The sequence below is a fragment of the Asaia prunellae JCM 25354 genome (assembly GCF_000613885.1).
GTDB lineage: Bacteria > Pseudomonadota > Alphaproteobacteria > Acetobacterales > Acetobacteraceae > Asaia > Asaia prunellae.
This window is the reverse complement of sequence record NZ_BAJV01000008.1, coordinates 41,647-56,654: the sequence shown is the minus strand read 5'-3', so window position 1 is coordinate 56,654 and position 15,008 is coordinate 41,647. Positions and strand designations below refer to the sequence as shown.

10 protein-coding genes and 2 pseudogenes are annotated in these 15,008 nt (G+C 57.6%); 10 read left to right on the top strand and 2 right to left on the bottom strand.

Translation table 11 applies throughout. The features are described 5' to 3' along the window. The first annotated feature begins 117 nt into the window (after positions 1-117). From JCM25354_RS08090 to JCM25354_RS08070, 5 genes are all read left to right on the top strand, one after another. Entirely contained in the window at positions 118-1,989 is a 1,872-nt protein-coding gene (locus tag JCM25354_RS08090; protein ID WP_025885639.1) for a response regulator, read from the top strand. Next, positions 1,986-3,911: a response regulator gene (locus JCM25354_RS08085; protein WP_025885638.1), complete on the top strand. Its 1,926-nt coding sequence runs from the start codon at positions 1,986-1,988 to the stop codon at positions 3,909-3,911. The genes JCM25354_RS08090 and JCM25354_RS08085 overlap by 4 nt, the downstream gene beginning before the upstream one ends. Positions 3,912-4,016: 105 nt before the next feature. Next, positions 4,017-4,598, top strand: coding sequence for an ATP-dependent protease subunit HslV (hslV, locus tag JCM25354_RS08080; protein ID WP_025885637.1), 582 nt, complete (start codon positions 4,017-4,019; stop codon positions 4,596-4,598). Further along, complete coding sequence (gene hslU / locus JCM25354_RS08075; protein WP_025885636.1) at positions 4,598-5,914, top strand: ATP-dependent protease ATPase subunit HslU; 1,317 nt, start codon at positions 4,598-4,600, stop codon at positions 5,912-5,914. The genes hslV and hslU overlap by 1 nt, the downstream gene beginning before the upstream one ends. Before the next feature lie 8 nt (positions 5,915-5,922). Further along, a complete protein-coding gene (locus JCM25354_RS08070) occupies positions 5,923-6,357 on the top strand; it encodes a SufE family protein (RefSeq protein WP_025885635.1) in 435 nt (144 codons plus the stop codon). Positions 6,358-6,424: 67 nt separating this feature from the next. On the opposite strand, the gene JCM25354_RS08065 is transcribed toward JCM25354_RS08070, so the two are convergent. Continuing rightward, the gene (locus JCM25354_RS08065; RefSeq protein ID WP_025885634.1) at positions 6,425-6,667 is read right to left on the bottom strand and encodes a hypothetical protein; all 243 of its coding nucleotides are present in this window, start codon (positions 6,665-6,667) and stop codon (positions 6,425-6,427) included. A gap of 155 nt (positions 6,668-6,822) precedes the next feature. Next, a pseudogene (locus tag JCM25354_RS17595) lies at positions 6,823-8,759 on the bottom strand (membrane-bound PQQ-dependent dehydrogenase, glucose/quinate/shikimate family). Between the two features lie 770 nt (positions 8,760-9,529). Here JCM25354_RS17595 and rpmI point away from each other — a divergent pair. The 5 genes and pseudogenes from rpmI to lpxB all read left to right on the top strand — a co-directional run bounded on the left by rpmI (position 9,530) and on the right by lpxB (position 15,006). Beyond that, positions 9,530-9,733 carry a 50S ribosomal protein L35 gene (gene rpmI, locus JCM25354_RS08055; protein ID WP_023978115.1) on the top strand — a complete coding sequence of 68 codons (204 nt, stop codon included), beginning with the start codon at positions 9,530-9,532 and terminating at the stop codon, positions 9,731-9,733. A gap of 12 nt (positions 9,734-9,745) precedes the next feature. Then, the gene (rplT, locus tag JCM25354_RS08050) at positions 9,746-10,132 is read left to right on the top strand and encodes a 50S ribosomal protein L20 (RefSeq protein ID WP_025885633.1); all 387 of its coding nucleotides are present in this window, start codon (positions 9,746-9,748) and stop codon (positions 10,130-10,132) included. 110 nt (positions 10,133-10,242) lie between these two features. After that, positions 10,243-11,313, top strand: coding sequence for a phenylalanine--tRNA ligase subunit alpha (gene pheS, locus JCM25354_RS08045; RefSeq protein WP_025885632.1), 1,071 nt, complete (start codon positions 10,243-10,245; stop codon positions 11,311-11,313). 4 nt (positions 11,314-11,317) lie between these two features. Next, positions 11,318-13,779 (top strand): annotated as a pseudogene (gene pheT / locus JCM25354_RS17590) (phenylalanine--tRNA ligase subunit beta). Between the two features lie 6 nt (positions 13,780-13,785). Continuing rightward, positions 13,786-15,006, top strand: a complete 1,221-nt coding sequence (gene lpxB, locus JCM25354_RS08035; RefSeq protein WP_025885631.1) for a lipid-A-disaccharide synthase — start codon at positions 13,786-13,788, stop codon at positions 15,004-15,006. The last annotated feature ends 2 nt before the right edge of the window (positions 15,007-15,008 follow it).

Genomic DNA, 15,008 nt, shown 5'->3' with positions numbered 1-15,008 from the left:
GGCGCGACGAAATGCAATGATCGACAAGATCCGACCTCGATGATCACATATTCTCTTCCCTGAATTGATCCGGATTGTTTCCTGAGGCGCACACGATATGATGGACCATAATACCGTATGACCACCTCTGACACGCAGCTTCCCCTCATTCTGATCGTAGAGGAATCGGACAGCCAGGCTCAGGCTCTGATCTCTCTGCTTGATAATGCCGGTTTCGCGGTACGTCGTGTTGCCAGTGGTGAAGAGGCGCTTTCCTGCCTGGATGAGTGTCTGCCTGATCTGGTCGTATCTGATTATCATCTGCCGGGCATGAATGGCGGCCAGATGGCACGTCAGTTCCGCATGAATGCACAGACACGCTCCATCCCGATCCTGATGCTGACCGAAGATGTGGCTCCAGATCTGGAGCGTGAAGGACTGGAGAGCGGTGCAGATGCCTACATCTCCAAATCAGCTCACCCCGATCTGCTTGTGCTGCGTATCAGGGCCCTGCTTCGGGAAGGGTCGGATTTTCTGCAGGCTGAGGAAGCCGGAAGATTCAGACGCGCGCGTATCGTCATTGTTACAAGTCCGCGCGATGAGGATGGCGAGGATGAGACAGCCGATATTGCCAACTGGGCGCGTGATGCTGCCGGAGCTTCGCTTGGTGAACTGCTCTGGCGTGATGGGCATACGGTAACTACCGTCACGGCCTCCAGCGAGCTGATCAATGGTGCTTGGCTGGGAGGAGAGGAGGGGCCTGACTGTCTTGTGCTCGATCTCACCTCACGTCTGCTGGATGGAGTCAATTTCTGTCGTCGTCTCGATGCGAGAAGGCAGGATGTGCTTGAAGCAGGAGGGACGTCTTTCCGCATTCTGGGTATCGTCGATGCGGACCGGTTCAGGCGTCATTCGGCTGCCGATCTGTTCGATGCGGGGCTGGATGATCTTGTGCCGAGTGACATCGCGCCCGATGTGCTGGCTCTGCGTATCAGGGTGCTGGTGCGTCGCAAGCTGGCACAGGATGAAATCAGGCAGCAGGAAATCAAGCGTCAGGTGCGTGAGGTCGCGTTACAGACGGCCCAGAGTGAGGCACGCGCCATTGCGGCAAAAGCTGCCATGGCCGAGGCACTCGCTCACGCCAACGCCGAGCTTGCCGATGCGAATGCCCGCCTGATCGAAACACAGGCCAAGCTTGTTCAGACGGCCAAAATGGCATCGCTTGGCGAGCTGGTGGCGGGTATTGCTCATGAAATCAACAACCCTCTGGCTTTCACCCTGGCGCATGAAGAAACGATCGCCCGTGCCCTGCGTAAACTGATCGAGACACAGGGACCTCTTCAACCTGAACAACTTGGTTTGCTCGAGAAATGCTCAAGTCGCATAAGCGCGATGCGTCTGGGGTTACAGCGTATCCAGAATCTCGTTCTAAGTTTGCGCCGTTTCTCTCGTCTTGATGAAAGTGCGTTCCAGGACACCGATGTTGTCGAAGCGATCGATACGGCACTCGCGCTTCTCACTCATAAATTCGGTCGCGAAATCACAGTGGAACGGCATCTGGGTGCACCACGCATGCTGGTCTGCCAGCCAGCTCTTCTTCACCAGGTGGTCATGAACATTGTCAGTAATGCCGCTGATGCCATCCGGCTGCGCGCCGGAACAGAAGGGACAGGATCTGAAGCGCCAAGTGGGAAAATCGTGATCGAGACGTTTCTTCAGCAGAATGAGCATGCTGCAAATTACGTGATCCGCGTGGCAGATGATGGTCCTGGCGTGCCGCCTGATCTGCGTGCCAGGGTCTTTGAGCCTTTTTTCACCACTAAACCTGTAGGTATGGGAACAGGCCTCGGACTTGCAATTGCCTATGGCGTCATCGAGGCTCATGGAGGCTCGATTGATATCGAGGATGCAAATCTCAGCGGTGGCAAGGGAGTAGGCGCGTGTTTTACCCTGACCGTTCCGGTCCGACTGACCCCGACAGGCCCGGTTACAATAGGACGCAGCGCATGAAACGAACCGAGATGTCTGTTCCCCACGGGCGGAGCCGTATTCTGATTGTGGACGACGAGGCTGAAATCCTTGTGGCGCTGACCGATCTTCTTGAGGATGAATTCGATATCCTCTCGAGCACCGATCCTCTGGAAGCCTTAGGGTTCCTGAAGAAATCTTCCGATATTGCAGTGATCGTCTCGGATCAGCGTATGCCAAACATGACGGGAGATGTACTGCTCAGCAAGGCCCGCGAGTTTTCCGATGCGCGTGGCATCCTCCTGACCGGTTATGCAGATCTGGCAGCAGTGGTCGCTGCCCTCAATCAGGGACGCATCCAGTTCTACGCTCACAAGCCCTGGGAGTCGGACTCTCTGCGCGCCATGGTGCGTGAGGTGGCTGCCCATCACCGGCTTGAACGTGCGCTGATGACTGAGCGTGTACTCCTTCATGGCGCCCTTGAATCCGTGCCGATGAATGTCGTCTTTTCGGAGTCGGATGGCACAGTACTGCGTCATAATGTAGCGGTCGATGCCCCTATCAATTCCAGGGGAAATATTGCTGAAGACATGCTTTTCAGCGAAGCGCTCCGTCCTGAAATAGAGGCAATGCGTGTCGAGGCAAGGGAACGTGGCGAAGCCACGCGCCTCGTCGCGGAAATGACCCAGGGGGAAGTGCGCTGGCATGAAATCACCCGTCAGACCCTGCCATGGCCACGTAATGCGTCAGGTGTGCCTTTTCCCGTTGAACAGAGATGGCAGCTCAGTCTTGGTCGTGATGTGACAGAGCGTCTCGCAATGGAGGAACGCCTGCGTCAGGATGACAAGATGCATGCGCTCGGCACATTGGCGGGTGGTATTGCTCATGATTTCAATAATCTGCTGACAGCCATGCTCGGGTCGCTCGAATTGCTGCAGGACATGACGCCTGCCAGTGATCCCATGGTGACAAAGCTTTTTGACAATGCGCTCGACTCAGCGCGTCGTGGAACCGTACTGACGCGACGTCTGCTTGAATTCGGACGACCAAAGCCGATTGCGTTGCGGCCCGTCAATCTGGTCGAACTGATCTGGAACATGCACGATCTCATCGTGCAAAGTCTGAGTCGCGCGAGTGATCTTCGTGGTGAGACCGGTCGGTGCGCTCTCAATCTGGAGCACGTGCCACGTGATCTCAGGGTTGCTTCGGTATTGAGTGATCCGGGGCAGCTCGAAATGGCACTTCTCAACCTGTGTATCAATGCGCGTGATGCCATGCCCCAGGGGGGGATCATCACGATCTATCTTGCAGATGATACGAGCGGGGCTGGAGAACCCTGTGTGATATTGAAGGTCGAGGATCAGGGATGCGGGATGTCCCCTGATGTTGTACGCCGTATATTTGAGCCTTTCTTTACGACCAAGGGGCTTGGAAGTGGTACAGGTCTGGGTCTGTCGACCATCTATGGTTTTCTGCAGCGTAGCGGTGGCGATATCCGGGTTGAAAGCGTTCCCGATGAAGGCACCAGCATGATTGTGACGTTACCCGTCTGTACCCCCGCACCGGAAAACCAGTCCATAGAGGCAGGCGCATCGGACGTACCTCTGAACAAGCAGCGTATTCTGCTGGCTGATGATGAAGCCGGTGTGAGACTCGTTACCGAACAGTTTCTGGCCCAGGATGGGCACAAGGTCGTGAGTGTGCCAGATGGCGCGGATGTGATCGCTGTTCTGGACAAGGGGGAATGCTTCGATCTGGTCGTGCTTGATCTGCTTATGCCCGGGATGGGAGGGCGTGAATGTGGACAGATTCTGGAGCAGCGTTATCCCGGGCTGCCTGTACTCTATGTCAGTGGTTATGCCGATCCGCAAAATCTGCCCGCCCAGGCTTTCGTTCTGGGCAAGCCCTTTACACCCCAGGAACTGCGCGACGCGATCAGTGCCACGATGCGAAAGAGCTCCTGAAACGCTGCGGTTCGACATCTTTTTCGCAGGAGAGGCTGCATCATAAGGCTGCACGGAGATGGTTTCAGGCTTGTCTGATGACGCATACGGCCTATGTCTTGAGGCATGCAGAACTCTCCTTCTTCCCCCCATGATCCCGTGGGCTGGCATGGTACCACTATTCTCTGTGTTCGCCGAAATGGCCAGGTGGCCATGGCAGGCGACGGTCAGGTGACGCTGGGCCAGACGGTAATCAAGGGTAACGCGCGCAAGGTGCGGCGTATCGGACCCAAAGGTGCCATTCTGGCCGGATTTGCCGGAGCAACGGCTGACGCTTTCACCCTGCTGGAGCGGCTGGAAGCGAAGCTTGAACGTTATCCGGATCAGCTGGAGCGGGCCTGTGTCGATCTGGCAAAAGACTGGCGTACTGACCGCTATCTGCGCCGCCTTGAGGCCATGATGGCTGTGGCAGACGTCCATCGCTCATTCACACTCACGGGCAATGGCGATGTACTCGAACCTGAAGACGGCATCATAGCGATTGGTTCGGGCGGCAATTATGCGTTGTCGGCGGCGCGCGCGCTGATCGATGTGGACGGGCTGAGTGCTGAGGATGTGGCGCGCAAGGCCATGAAGATTGCTGGCGATATCTGCGTCTATACAAACCACTCCGTCAGGGTGGAACTTCTTGGCGGGGAGGCGCTGTGATGGATATTCCGAATTATTCACCTCGCGAGATCGTTTCCGAACTTGATCGCTTCATCATAGGTCAGAACGAGGCCAAGCGTGCCGTAGCCATCGCCATGCGCAATCGCTGGCGCCGGGCTCAGCTGCCTGAAGGATTGCGTGAAGAAGTCGTTCCCAAAAACATCCTGATGATCGGGCCGACCGGCTGCGGCAAGACCGAGATAGCCCGCCGTCTGGCGCGTCTGGCCCAGTCACCCTTTCTCAAGGTCGAAGCCACGAAATTCACCGAAGTCGGTTATGTCGGGCGCGATGTGGAATCAATCGTGCGAGATCTGGTCGAGGTTTCATTGACCATGCTGCGCGAGGCGCGTCGCAAGGACGTGAACGCAAAGGCTGAGCTTGCAGCTGAGGCACGTCTTGTCGATGCTCTGGTCGGCGAAACAGCGTCTGCCGACACGAAAACCAAGTTCCGTCAGATGCTGCGTAATGGCGAACTTGAAGAAAAGGAAATCGACATTCAGGTTGGCTGCGAAGGCGGTCCCGGAGAGATGCCGGAGATAGCTGGCGGTACGGTCATGAATGCCGCCGCCTTTGGCGATCTGATGAAGAACCTGATGAACCGTTCACCGCAGAAGCGCCGCATGACGATCGCTGCAGCCCGTCAGGTGCTGATTCGTGAGGAAGCGGATCGACTGGTCGATAATGACGCCCTGACCCAGAATGCCGTGCACCATGCGCAGGATCACGGCATTGTATTCCTCGACGAAATCGACAAGGTCTGTGCCCGGTCAGGTGAGGGAGGGGGACGTAGTAGTGATATCTCGCGTGAGGGTGTGCAGCGCGACCTGTTGCCCTTGATCGAAGGCACGACCGTCTCGACAAAATACGGTCCCGTGAAAACGGATCATATCCTGTTCATCGCCTCCGGGGCTTTCCATCTTGCGAAGCCCTCTGATCTGCTGCCTGAACTGCAGGGGCGCCTGCCGATCCGTGTTGAGTTGGCCGGTCTGACACGTGACGACCTCAAGCGTATCCTGCTTGAGCCGGAACATTCCTTGCTCAAGCAGTATGTTTCCCTGTTGGGTACAGAGAATCTGACGCTTGTTTTCGAGGATGGTGCCGTGGACGCACTGGCGGAGCTTGCGGCTGACATCAACGAGCGCGTCGAGAATATCGGTGCCCGACGTCTGGCGACCGTTATGGAGCGATTGCTGGAGGACATATCGTTCCGTGCATCCGATCGTGGCGGTGAAACCGTGACTGTCACGGCGAAGGATGTTCAGGAGCGTGTTGCACCTCTTGCCAGCAAGGGTGATCTCAGCAGGTTCATTCTGTGAGTGATGCGGTGTTGGCACCATGGGTGCAACCAGTCGATACCTCGGCAGAGGAAGCGATTGGTGCAATCAGCGATGAGCTGGCCATGTTTGATGACTGGATGGACCGTTACGAATATATCATCGAAATGGGGCGAGGTTTGCCGGCTTTTCCCCTGGAGTGGCAGAATGACGGGCATCGTGTGCCTGGCTGTCAGAGTCAGGTCTGGCTTGAGGCTCATGAGACTGAAGCCGGGCTTTTCTTTGCCGGGGCATCTGACGCCGCCATAGTAAGCGGACTGGTGGCTCTTCTGCTGCGCGTCTATTCCGGCCGTAGCAAAGAGGAAATCGAGGCGACAGATCCGAAATTCCTGCACGAACTCGGTCTGGTCCAGGCGCTCTCGACCAACCGGGGCAACGGGGTCGAGGCGATGGCGCAGGCCATACGTACCCGTGCCCGTGCCTGAACGAAAAAGACCTGGCTTTGCCGGGTCTTTGCGTTTCTGATTCGTCGATCAGATGTGGCGAGTTGTCTCAGTTCTTGCCGGGCGCGCCGTCGGCGGGCGTTGCCGCCGGAGCCGTCTTTGCGTCGTCTTTCGGTGCAGCATCGGCCTTGCACTTCATGAACTTGCCCTTTGCATCGCGACATTTCTCGGCTTTGGGTTTTTCGCATTTGGTGAATTTCCCGGTCGTGGCGTCACGGCAGGGCTTGGCATAGGCGGCTGGCGCAGCTGTTGCGCCGAGCAGGAGTGTCAGGGCAAGAAAACCACGGAGCATGGCTCATTTCCTTTGTTTGAGAGTATTGAAACACTCTGACATTATGTGGATCAGCGCAAGGGTCTTTGCCCTTTTGCCCCAAGTGTTAACCTCTCTTCCTGGGCCACAAAAAAACCCGCCGTGAGGCGGGTTTTTCTTTTGTCTGAGGATCAGGATCAATCCGGCAGAGCATAGGCGATGACGTAGTCACCCATCTTCGTGCCAAACGAGCCATGGCCGCCAGCATAGGTCACGATGTACTGCTTGCCGTTGGCAGAGTAGCTCATCGGGGTGGACTGGCCACCTGCAGGCAGACGGTCCTGCCAGAGCGTTTTGCCTGTCGTGACATCATAGGCGCGGATGTAGAAATCCATTGTGGATGTCAGGAAAGCGACGTTACCAGCGGTGGTAAGCGGACCACCAAGGCTCGGTACCCCGATCTTAAGAGGGGGCAGCTGAATGGGCACGGAACTGTTGTAAAGCGTGTCGCGCAGTGTTCCGTTACGATGCTGCCATACAACCTTGTTGGTGCGCAGATCGATGCCGGCCATATAACCCCACGGCGGACGTTTGCATGGAATGGGCAGGCCGATCTTGGTGGTGATCGGGTTCAGGAATGGGCTGAGCATGACGGCGTAAGGTGCGCCATAATTATGCTGCAGACCGGTTTCTCCGCCCGAGCCCTTCTTCTTGCCTTCTTCAGGCCAGAGCGGGTTACCCGGACCGCGTGGCACGAGCCTCGAGACGAAAGGCAGGCCGATCGGGTTGGAAATGGCGATCTGGCGCTGCGGATCGACGGCAAGGCCGCCCCATTCGAACACACCGAGATTACCAGGGAAAACCAGCGTTCCGCGTTCTGACGGCGCTGTAAACGTGCCCTTGTAGTCAAGCTGATGGAAGGCAACGCGGCAGATAAGCTGATCGAATACGGTGCCACCCCACATATCCTTGCCGGTGAGCAGGGCCTTCGGACGCAGTGTCAGATCAGAGAAAGGCTGCGTCGGGGCAACATGATCACCCTTGACCACTTCCTGCGGTACCGGAAGTTCCGGGGCGGGGACGATCAGCTTGCCGTCACGACGATCAAGAACGAACACGTTGCCCGTCTTGGCCGGCGCATAGATGGCCGGAACAACAGTGCCGTCCTTCTGCTTGATGTCCACAAGACTCATCTGGGCAGGAAGATCCATGTCCCACAGATCATGGTGAACCGTCTGATAGCTCCAGGCCAGTTTGCCGGTATCAGCATGCAGGGCAAGAACGGCCGAAGCGTAGCGCTCGGAATCTGCGTTACGATCACCGCCCCACTGGTCGGGGGTCTGCACGCCTGTCGGGATGTAGATCAGGCCGAGATTGGCGTCATAGGACGCGGTAATCCAGGAGTTGGGAGAGTTGGCGACATATTTGTGGTCGTCGCTCGGCATCTGGTTCGGATCAGCGTTGCCCGTGTCGAATACCCAGACAAGCTTGCCCGTGAACAAATCGAAAGCACGTGTGACACCTGACGGCTCCTTTGTGGAGTCGTTATCGGTAACGGCACCCGAGATGATGACGAGCTTGTCAGTCACCACCGGCGGCGATGTCGGTTCATATCCGCCCACATGATCATAGGGCATGAACGGCGTACGCAGGTCGATTTCGCCATCCTTGCCGAAGCTCGGGCAGGCCTTGCCGGTCTTGGCATCGACAGCGAAGAGACGACCGTCATTAACCGGCAGGAACAGGCGCTCATGGCACTCGTCGGGTGCCGGCGTGCCATCCGAGGTCACAGCACTGGCATCAGACTTGTGATAGGTCACGCCGCGGCAGGTCAGATGCTGGAAGCCGGGATTGACGTAGAGATGGGGGTCGAACACCCACTTTGTCTTGCCCGTTGCGCCGTCGACAGCCCAGAGTTTCTGATGAAGTGAACAGAAGTACAGCGTACCATCAATAGCGAGCGGCGTTGCTTCATTGGTGCTTCGCCGGGATCGTTTGGCCCCTTGAAATCACCGGTACGCATTGTCCAGGCGACCTTGAGCTTGCTGACATTGTCAGAAGTGATCTGGGTCAGTGGTGAGAACCGGTCGCCATACTGGGTGCGGCCATAAGCCTGCCAGTCGCCGTCAGGCATTTGCGGAGCGTCGCTACCAGCAGCGGCAATCTTGTCAGTAGGCAGATTGCCAGCCTTATCACCCGGATCCTGCACGAAGGCCGCAACCACCACGACAAGCGCGAGAAGTACACTGGCGCCAAGAGGAAAGGTGGCCAGACGGCTGGTCGTGATCTGGCGGCTCACGAAAGGAAGCAGCAGCCAGATGCCCAGAATGACGATGACGTCACCACGCGGCACGAGAGACCAGAAATCTAGTCCGATTTCGCCAATCGCCCAGACAAGCGAGCCGAGAATGATGAGGGTGTAGAGCCAGAAAGCCGCCGGGCGGCCGGTCCAGACAAGATAGGCGGTGGCCAGAAGGGCGATACCGCAGACTGCATAATAAGGGGTGTCGCCATAGCTCAGGAGCCAGACACCGCCAAGTGTCAGATATATGCCACAAAGGGCGAATATCACGGCGGTGAGGGCTGCCCAGAACCGCGGCCGGGAAACCGTGTTCATGCGTCGTCCTATAAGAGGTTTCGTGGTCGGAAACGTTGTGAAAAGAGACCGCGTGGAAAAAGGCGCAAATGTTGATCTACGTCAAGAACGTCCCACATTATGGTTAAGGTCCCGTCTAACCCAAAGTAAATGTTTATGCGCGTTAAAACGGGTTGTGTAGGGCAGAGATGTCCTATAAGTGCCCCCTTTCGAACGCGCGTCCAGGCGATGGTAGGGCATGCCTGGCCGCTTGGTGGTGGTTGCGAGTGATTGCGACAAGCCGCCTGATATGTCGAGAGGAGAACGAAATGCCCAAGATGAAGACCAAGTCGTCGGTCAAGAAGCGGTTCAAGATCACCGCGACCGGCAAGGTGATGTGCGGTCCAGGCAACAAGCGCCATGGCCTCATCAACCGTCCGCAGAAAATGAAGCGCACCAATCGCGGCCCGCAGACCATGACGGACATGGATGCGAAGACCGTGAAGCAGTGGGCCCCCTACGGACTGGCTTGAGGAGCAATATAAATGGCACGTGTTAAGCGCGGCGTAACGACGCACGCCCGTCACAAGAAGGTTCTGGATCTCGCCAAGGGTTACCGCGGCCGGTCTTCCACCAACTATCGTATCGCTCTTGAGCGCGTCGAGAAGGCTCTTCGTTATGCCTATCGCGACCGTCGCAACAAGAAGCGCGATTTCCGCGCTCTGTGGATCCAGCGTATCAACGCTGCCGTTCGCGAGCAGGGCCTGACCTACAGCAAGTTCATCAATGGTCTTGCAAAGGCTGGTATCGAAATCGACCGTAAGGTTCTGGCCGCCATCGCATTCGATGACGCAGCAACCTTTGCAGAGATCGTGAAGCTGGCCCGGATGGCCCTTGAGCAGCCTGCCCAGGAGCAGACGGCCCAGGCTTGATCTGCCGCTTTTCGGATTTGCCGATTTGATAGAAAACGGGTCGTCCTGTATCAGGACGGCCCGTTTTCTTTTTTGATGATACCACCAGACGCATGATGGGACAGGTAGTGATGAGCGATGATCTGGAAGCTCTGAGAAGCGAAACTCTCGAAGCGTTGGCGCAGGCCCAGGATCACGCTGCCTGGGATGCCATCCGTGTCGGGGTATTGGGTAAATCGGGACGGTTGACCCGTCTGCTCAAGGAACTGGGCAAGATGAGCCCCGAGGAGCGCAAGGAGCGTGGACAGGCGCTCAACCGTCTGCGTGACGCCCTGAATACTGCGGTCGAACAGCGTGGGCAGGAAATCGCCGAGGCTGCCCTCGAATCGCGTCTCAAGTCAGAGCAGGTCGATGTGACTCTGCCTGCCCCCGCGACTCCGACAGGTCTCATTCATCCGATCAGCCGCACTATCGAGGAGATGACGGCCATTTTCGGTGCGATGGGCTTCAATGTTGCCGAGGGGCCGGATATCGAGTCCCAGTGGCACAATTTCTCGGCCCTCAATACGCCGGACCATCATCCGGCGCGTACCGAGCATGATACATTCTATTTGCCCGCAGTGAATGAGGACGCGCCAGCGCGTGTGCTGCGTACCCAGACTTCGGGCGTACAGATCCGTACCATGCTGACTGAAGAGCCGCCGATCCGTATTATTGCGCCGGGTCGCACCTATCGTGCCGATCATGATGCCACACACTCACCAATGTTTCATCAATGTGAAGGACTTGTCATCGACAAGGGCATCACCCTTGGTCATCTCAAGGGGTGTCTGATCGAATTCCTGCGCGTGTTTTTTGACAAGCCCAATCTGCCGGTACGGTTCCGTGCCTCCTACTTCCCGTTTACCGAACCCTCGATGGAAGTTGATATCGGCTGGTCGCGCCAGACGGGCGAAATCGGTGGCGGTACTGACTGGCTGGAAGTGCTCGGCTCAGGAATGGTGCATCCGCGCGTTCTGGCCAATTGCGGGCTCGATCCATCTGTCTGGCAAGGCTTCGCCTTCGGCATGGGAATAGAACGTCTGACCATGCTCAAGAACGGTATCCCCGATCTGCGCTCCTTCTATGAGAGCGATCTGAGATGGTTGCGCCATTATGGCTTCTCTGCCCTGTCATCCGCCAGCCTCGCCGAAGGAGTCTGAAACAATGAAATTCACCCTCTCCTGGCTGCGTGAGCATCTCGATTTCACGGCATCGCTCGATGAGATTCTTGCGACACTCAATACCATCGGTCTTGAAGTCGAAAGCGTCGAGAACCCGGCAGACTCCCTGCGCGGTTTTCGCGTCGCAAAGATTCTGGAGGCACATCGTCATCCCGATGCTGACCGTCTCCAGGTTTGTGTCGTGGCTGCGGGCGGTGGTTACGAAAAGGTACAGGTCGTTTGCGGGGCGCCCAATGCGCGCGCCGGGTTGCATGTCATTTTCGCTCCGCCGGGCACCTACGTGCCGGGCAGCGATATTACCATCAAGGCAGGCAAAATCCGCGGACAGGAAAGCGGTGGCATGCTCTGCTCCCTGCGTGAGCTGGGTCTTGGTGCCGAATCAGACGGCATTGCCGAACTTCCCGAAACAGTCGTGCTCGGTCAGGCCTATGCGGACTACGCCAGGCTCGACGATCCGGTTATCGATATTTCCATTACGCCCAATCGTGGCGATGCCCTGAGTGTGCGCGGCATAGCGCGCGATCTTGCCGCTGCCGGCCTCGGTCATCTCAAACCCTGGCTGGTCGATACGGTCGAGGGACATTTTGATTCCCCGATTTCATGGGATATCCAGTATGAAACTGCTTGCCCGTTCGTAGTCGGGCGTCTGGTGCGCGGTGTCAAAAATGGCCCGAGCCCCGACTGGCTGCGCCAGAGGCTGGAATCGATCGGGTTGAAGTCGATCAGCACGCTGGTTGATATCACCAACTACCTGACATTCGATCTTGGTCGCCCGCTCCATGTGTTCGACGCGGCGAAGATCAGTGGCACAACTCTGTCTCTGACGCGCGCTGCACGCGAAACCTTCCGTGCGCTAGATGGGCGTGATCTGGTTCTGGGAACGGATGATCTGGTTATTGTCGACCAGTCGGGCGTGCAGTCTCTTGCCGGGCTGATAGGCGGTGAGGCAACCGGCGTTTCAGATGACACAAGCGATGTCTTCATAGAAGCGGCGCTTTTCGATCCTGTTCGTATCGCGCTTACGGGTCGTCGTCTGGCAGTCCATACAGATGCGCGCCAGCGCTTCGAGCGTGGTATTGACGTGGCGCTGATCCTGCCCGGGCTCGAGGCTGCAACACGTCTGATTCTGGACCTTTGCGGGGGAGAAGCCAGTGAGGTCACGAGTGCTGGTAGTCTTCCCGACTGGCATCGCCAAGCCTGGCTGCGCTTCGAACGTCTGGAGAGTCTGGGTGGGGCAAGTATCGCTCCTGATGAGGCCGTAGGTATTCTCGAACATCTTGGCTTCACGGTGAAAGAGCGTGACGCAGGGCGCGCCTGTTTTGCAGTCCCGTCCTGGCGTAATGACATCGCCATGGGCGTGATGCTGGATCAGGCTCCTCATCTTGATCCGGATCAGGCCAGGACGGCTGCGGCTGCGGTTCACGCGATCGAGGCAGAAAATGATCTGATCGAGGAAGTCCTGCGTATCCACGGACTGGACTCGATTCCGCCGCAGGCGCTACCGCAGAAAACGGCTATTGCAGCGCCGGCTCTGACGCCCGCGCAGAAGCGTCTGGGGGATTTGCGCCGTCTCTGCGCCATGCGCGGCATGATGGAAACGGTCGGCTTCTCTTTCGTCTCCCATGAAGATGCTCTTTTGTTCGGTGGCGCACCCGAGGGGCTGCGGCTGCTCAATCCCATCGCCTCCGATCTCAACCAGATGCGTCCGACTCCGCTTGTCAATCTGGTGCGTGGCTGGCAGCGCAATGCGGCGCGCGGTTTTTCGGATGCGGCTCTTTTCGAGATTGGCCCGTCATTCCACGTTGATGGTCAGAAGCTCGTTCTGGCGGGTTTGCGTGGTGGTGAAACGCCGCGCAGCCCGGGTGTAAAGCTCACGCCAGAACGCTCTGGGATGCCAAGGCTGATCTTGTGGCGGCGCTCGATACGCTGAAACTGCCTGCCGAGGCGCTGAGCATCACGGCAGATGCGCCCGGTCATTATCATCCGGGCCGTTCAGGTGTTGTTCGCCAGGGGCCAAAAACGGTTCTTGGCTGCTTCGGTGAGCTGCATCCCCGTGTGACCCGGGCCATGGGCATTGATGGTGCGCTCGTTGCGTTCGAACTCTGGCTCGATGTGGTGCCGCTACCCAAGGTGAAACGTCGCCAGACGCCTGTACTTTCGGCATTTCAGCCAGTCGGGCGCGATTTTGCGTTTATTGTGGCGCCGGGGGTTGAAGCTCAGGCCGTTATCCGGGCCGCGCGCGGTGCAGACCGTACTCTCGTTACCGATGTCAGTCTGTTCGATGTCTATGAGGGTACGCCCCTTGAGGCAGGATATCGTTCGCTTGGAATTGAGGTCACGCTTCAGCCGGTTAAATCCAGCCTGACGGATGAGGAGATTGAAGCCGTTTCCGAAAAGATCATTGCCGCTGTTGCCAAGGCAACCGGTGCGACCCTGCGACGCTGAACCCTTATGACCCAATCAGCAATCGTCCCTCGTGTCATCTGGCTTCTGGCAGGTGAGGCCAGTGGCGATGTGTTGGGGGCGCATCTCATGCAGGCCTTGCATGCGCGTGACCCTCATCTGATTTTCGTTGGTATTGGCGGACCGCGCATGGAGGCCCTCGGGCTTAACAGCCTGTTTCCCATGCGTGATCTGGCGGTCATGGGCCTAGTCGAAGTGCTGCCGCGCGTCCGGCAGCTTTCACAACGTCTCAACGAGGCGGTTAATGATGTGGTGCTGCGTCAGCCGAACATGATCGTTACCATCGACTCACCCGGCTTTGCCTTGCGTTTTCTCAAACGCCTGCGCGACCAGAAAATTCCGAAAATCCACTATGTTGGTCCGCAGGTCTGGGCATGGCATGAAAAACGCGTACACAGCTTTCCAGAGCTCTGGGACCGTTTGCTCTGTCTCCTGCCTTTTGAAGTGGAATGGTTTGCCGAGCGCGGTGTGGCTGTTGATTTCGTTGGTCACCCGGTCCTGCAATCAGGTGCTGATCAGGGTGATGCAAGACGTTTTAGGCTGCGTCATGGCCTGACTGAGGACGCACCCGTACTCATTCTTATGCCGGGTAGCCGTCGTTCGGAGGTGCCACGCCTTCTGCCCGTCTACGGCAGGATGCTATCCTTGCTGAAGAAGCGTCTGCCGGATATTTGTCCGGTTCTCCCTCTTTCTCCGCTGGTGGCTCAGACGGTAAGGACTGCAGTCGCAAAATGGCCGGTCAAGCCGATTATCGTGACCGAGCTGCATGATAAGCACGATGCGTTTGCTGCAGCGGGGGCAGCTCTGACCAAATCTGGCACCTCGACACTCGAGCTGGCTCTGGCTCATGTACCCATGGCTGTTGCCTACCGCGTCAATCCGGTGACTGCGTTTATGGCGCGCCGAATGATCAAGGTGAAATATGTTGCCATGGTCAATCTTCTTGCTGGGCGCGAGGTCGTGCCGGAGTTGCTTCAGGAACGTTGTACCCCCGAGCAGCTGGCTGAAGCCGCTTATGCCCTCCTGACCGATCAGGAACTGGGCCAGGAACAGCGGATGGCCTTCGACGAGATTATGGCTCAGCTCAGACCAACGCCCTCGTCCGGGCATAACGGCACGCCGTCTGATGCTGCGGCAGAGGCGGTATTGCGTATTCTTGATGAAAAATCACCTCGCGCCCGTCAGGGAACAGAGGCTGGGCGCGACTGAGA

What these genes read in the sequence shown, in the direction of transcription:
- rpmI (WP_023978115.1), top strand. Translation starts at nt 9,530, where the DNA reads ATGCCCAAGATGAAGACCAAGTCGTCGGTCAAGAAGCGGTTCAAGATC.
- hslU (WP_025885636.1), top strand. Translation starts at nt 4,598, where the DNA reads ATGGATATTCCGAATTATTCACCTCGCGAGATCGTTTCCGAACTTGAT.
- hslV (WP_025885637.1), top strand. Translation starts at nt 4,017, where the DNA reads ATGCAGAACTCTCCTTCTTCCCCCCATGATCCCGTGGGCTGGCATGGT.
- JCM25354_RS08065 (WP_025885634.1), bottom strand. Translation starts at nt 6,667, where the DNA reads ATGCTCCGTGGTTTTCTTGCCCTGACACTCCTGCTCGGCGCAACAGCT.
- JCM25354_RS08085 (WP_025885638.1), top strand. Translation starts at nt 1,986, where the DNA reads ATGAAACGAACCGAGATGTCTGTTCCCCACGGGCGGAGCCGTATTCTG.
- JCM25354_RS08090 (WP_025885639.1), top strand. Translation starts at nt 118, where the DNA reads ATGACCACCTCTGACACGCAGCTTCCCCTCATTCTGATCGTAGAGGAA.
- lpxB (WP_025885631.1), top strand. Translation starts at nt 13,786, where the DNA reads ATGACCCAATCAGCAATCGTCCCTCGTGTCATCTGGCTTCTGGCAGGT.
- rplT (WP_025885633.1), top strand. Translation starts at nt 9,746, where the DNA reads ATGGCACGTGTTAAGCGCGGCGTAACGACGCACGCCCGTCACAAGAAG.
- pheS (WP_025885632.1), top strand. Translation starts at nt 10,243, where the DNA reads ATGAGCGATGATCTGGAAGCTCTGAGAAGCGAAACTCTCGAAGCGTTG.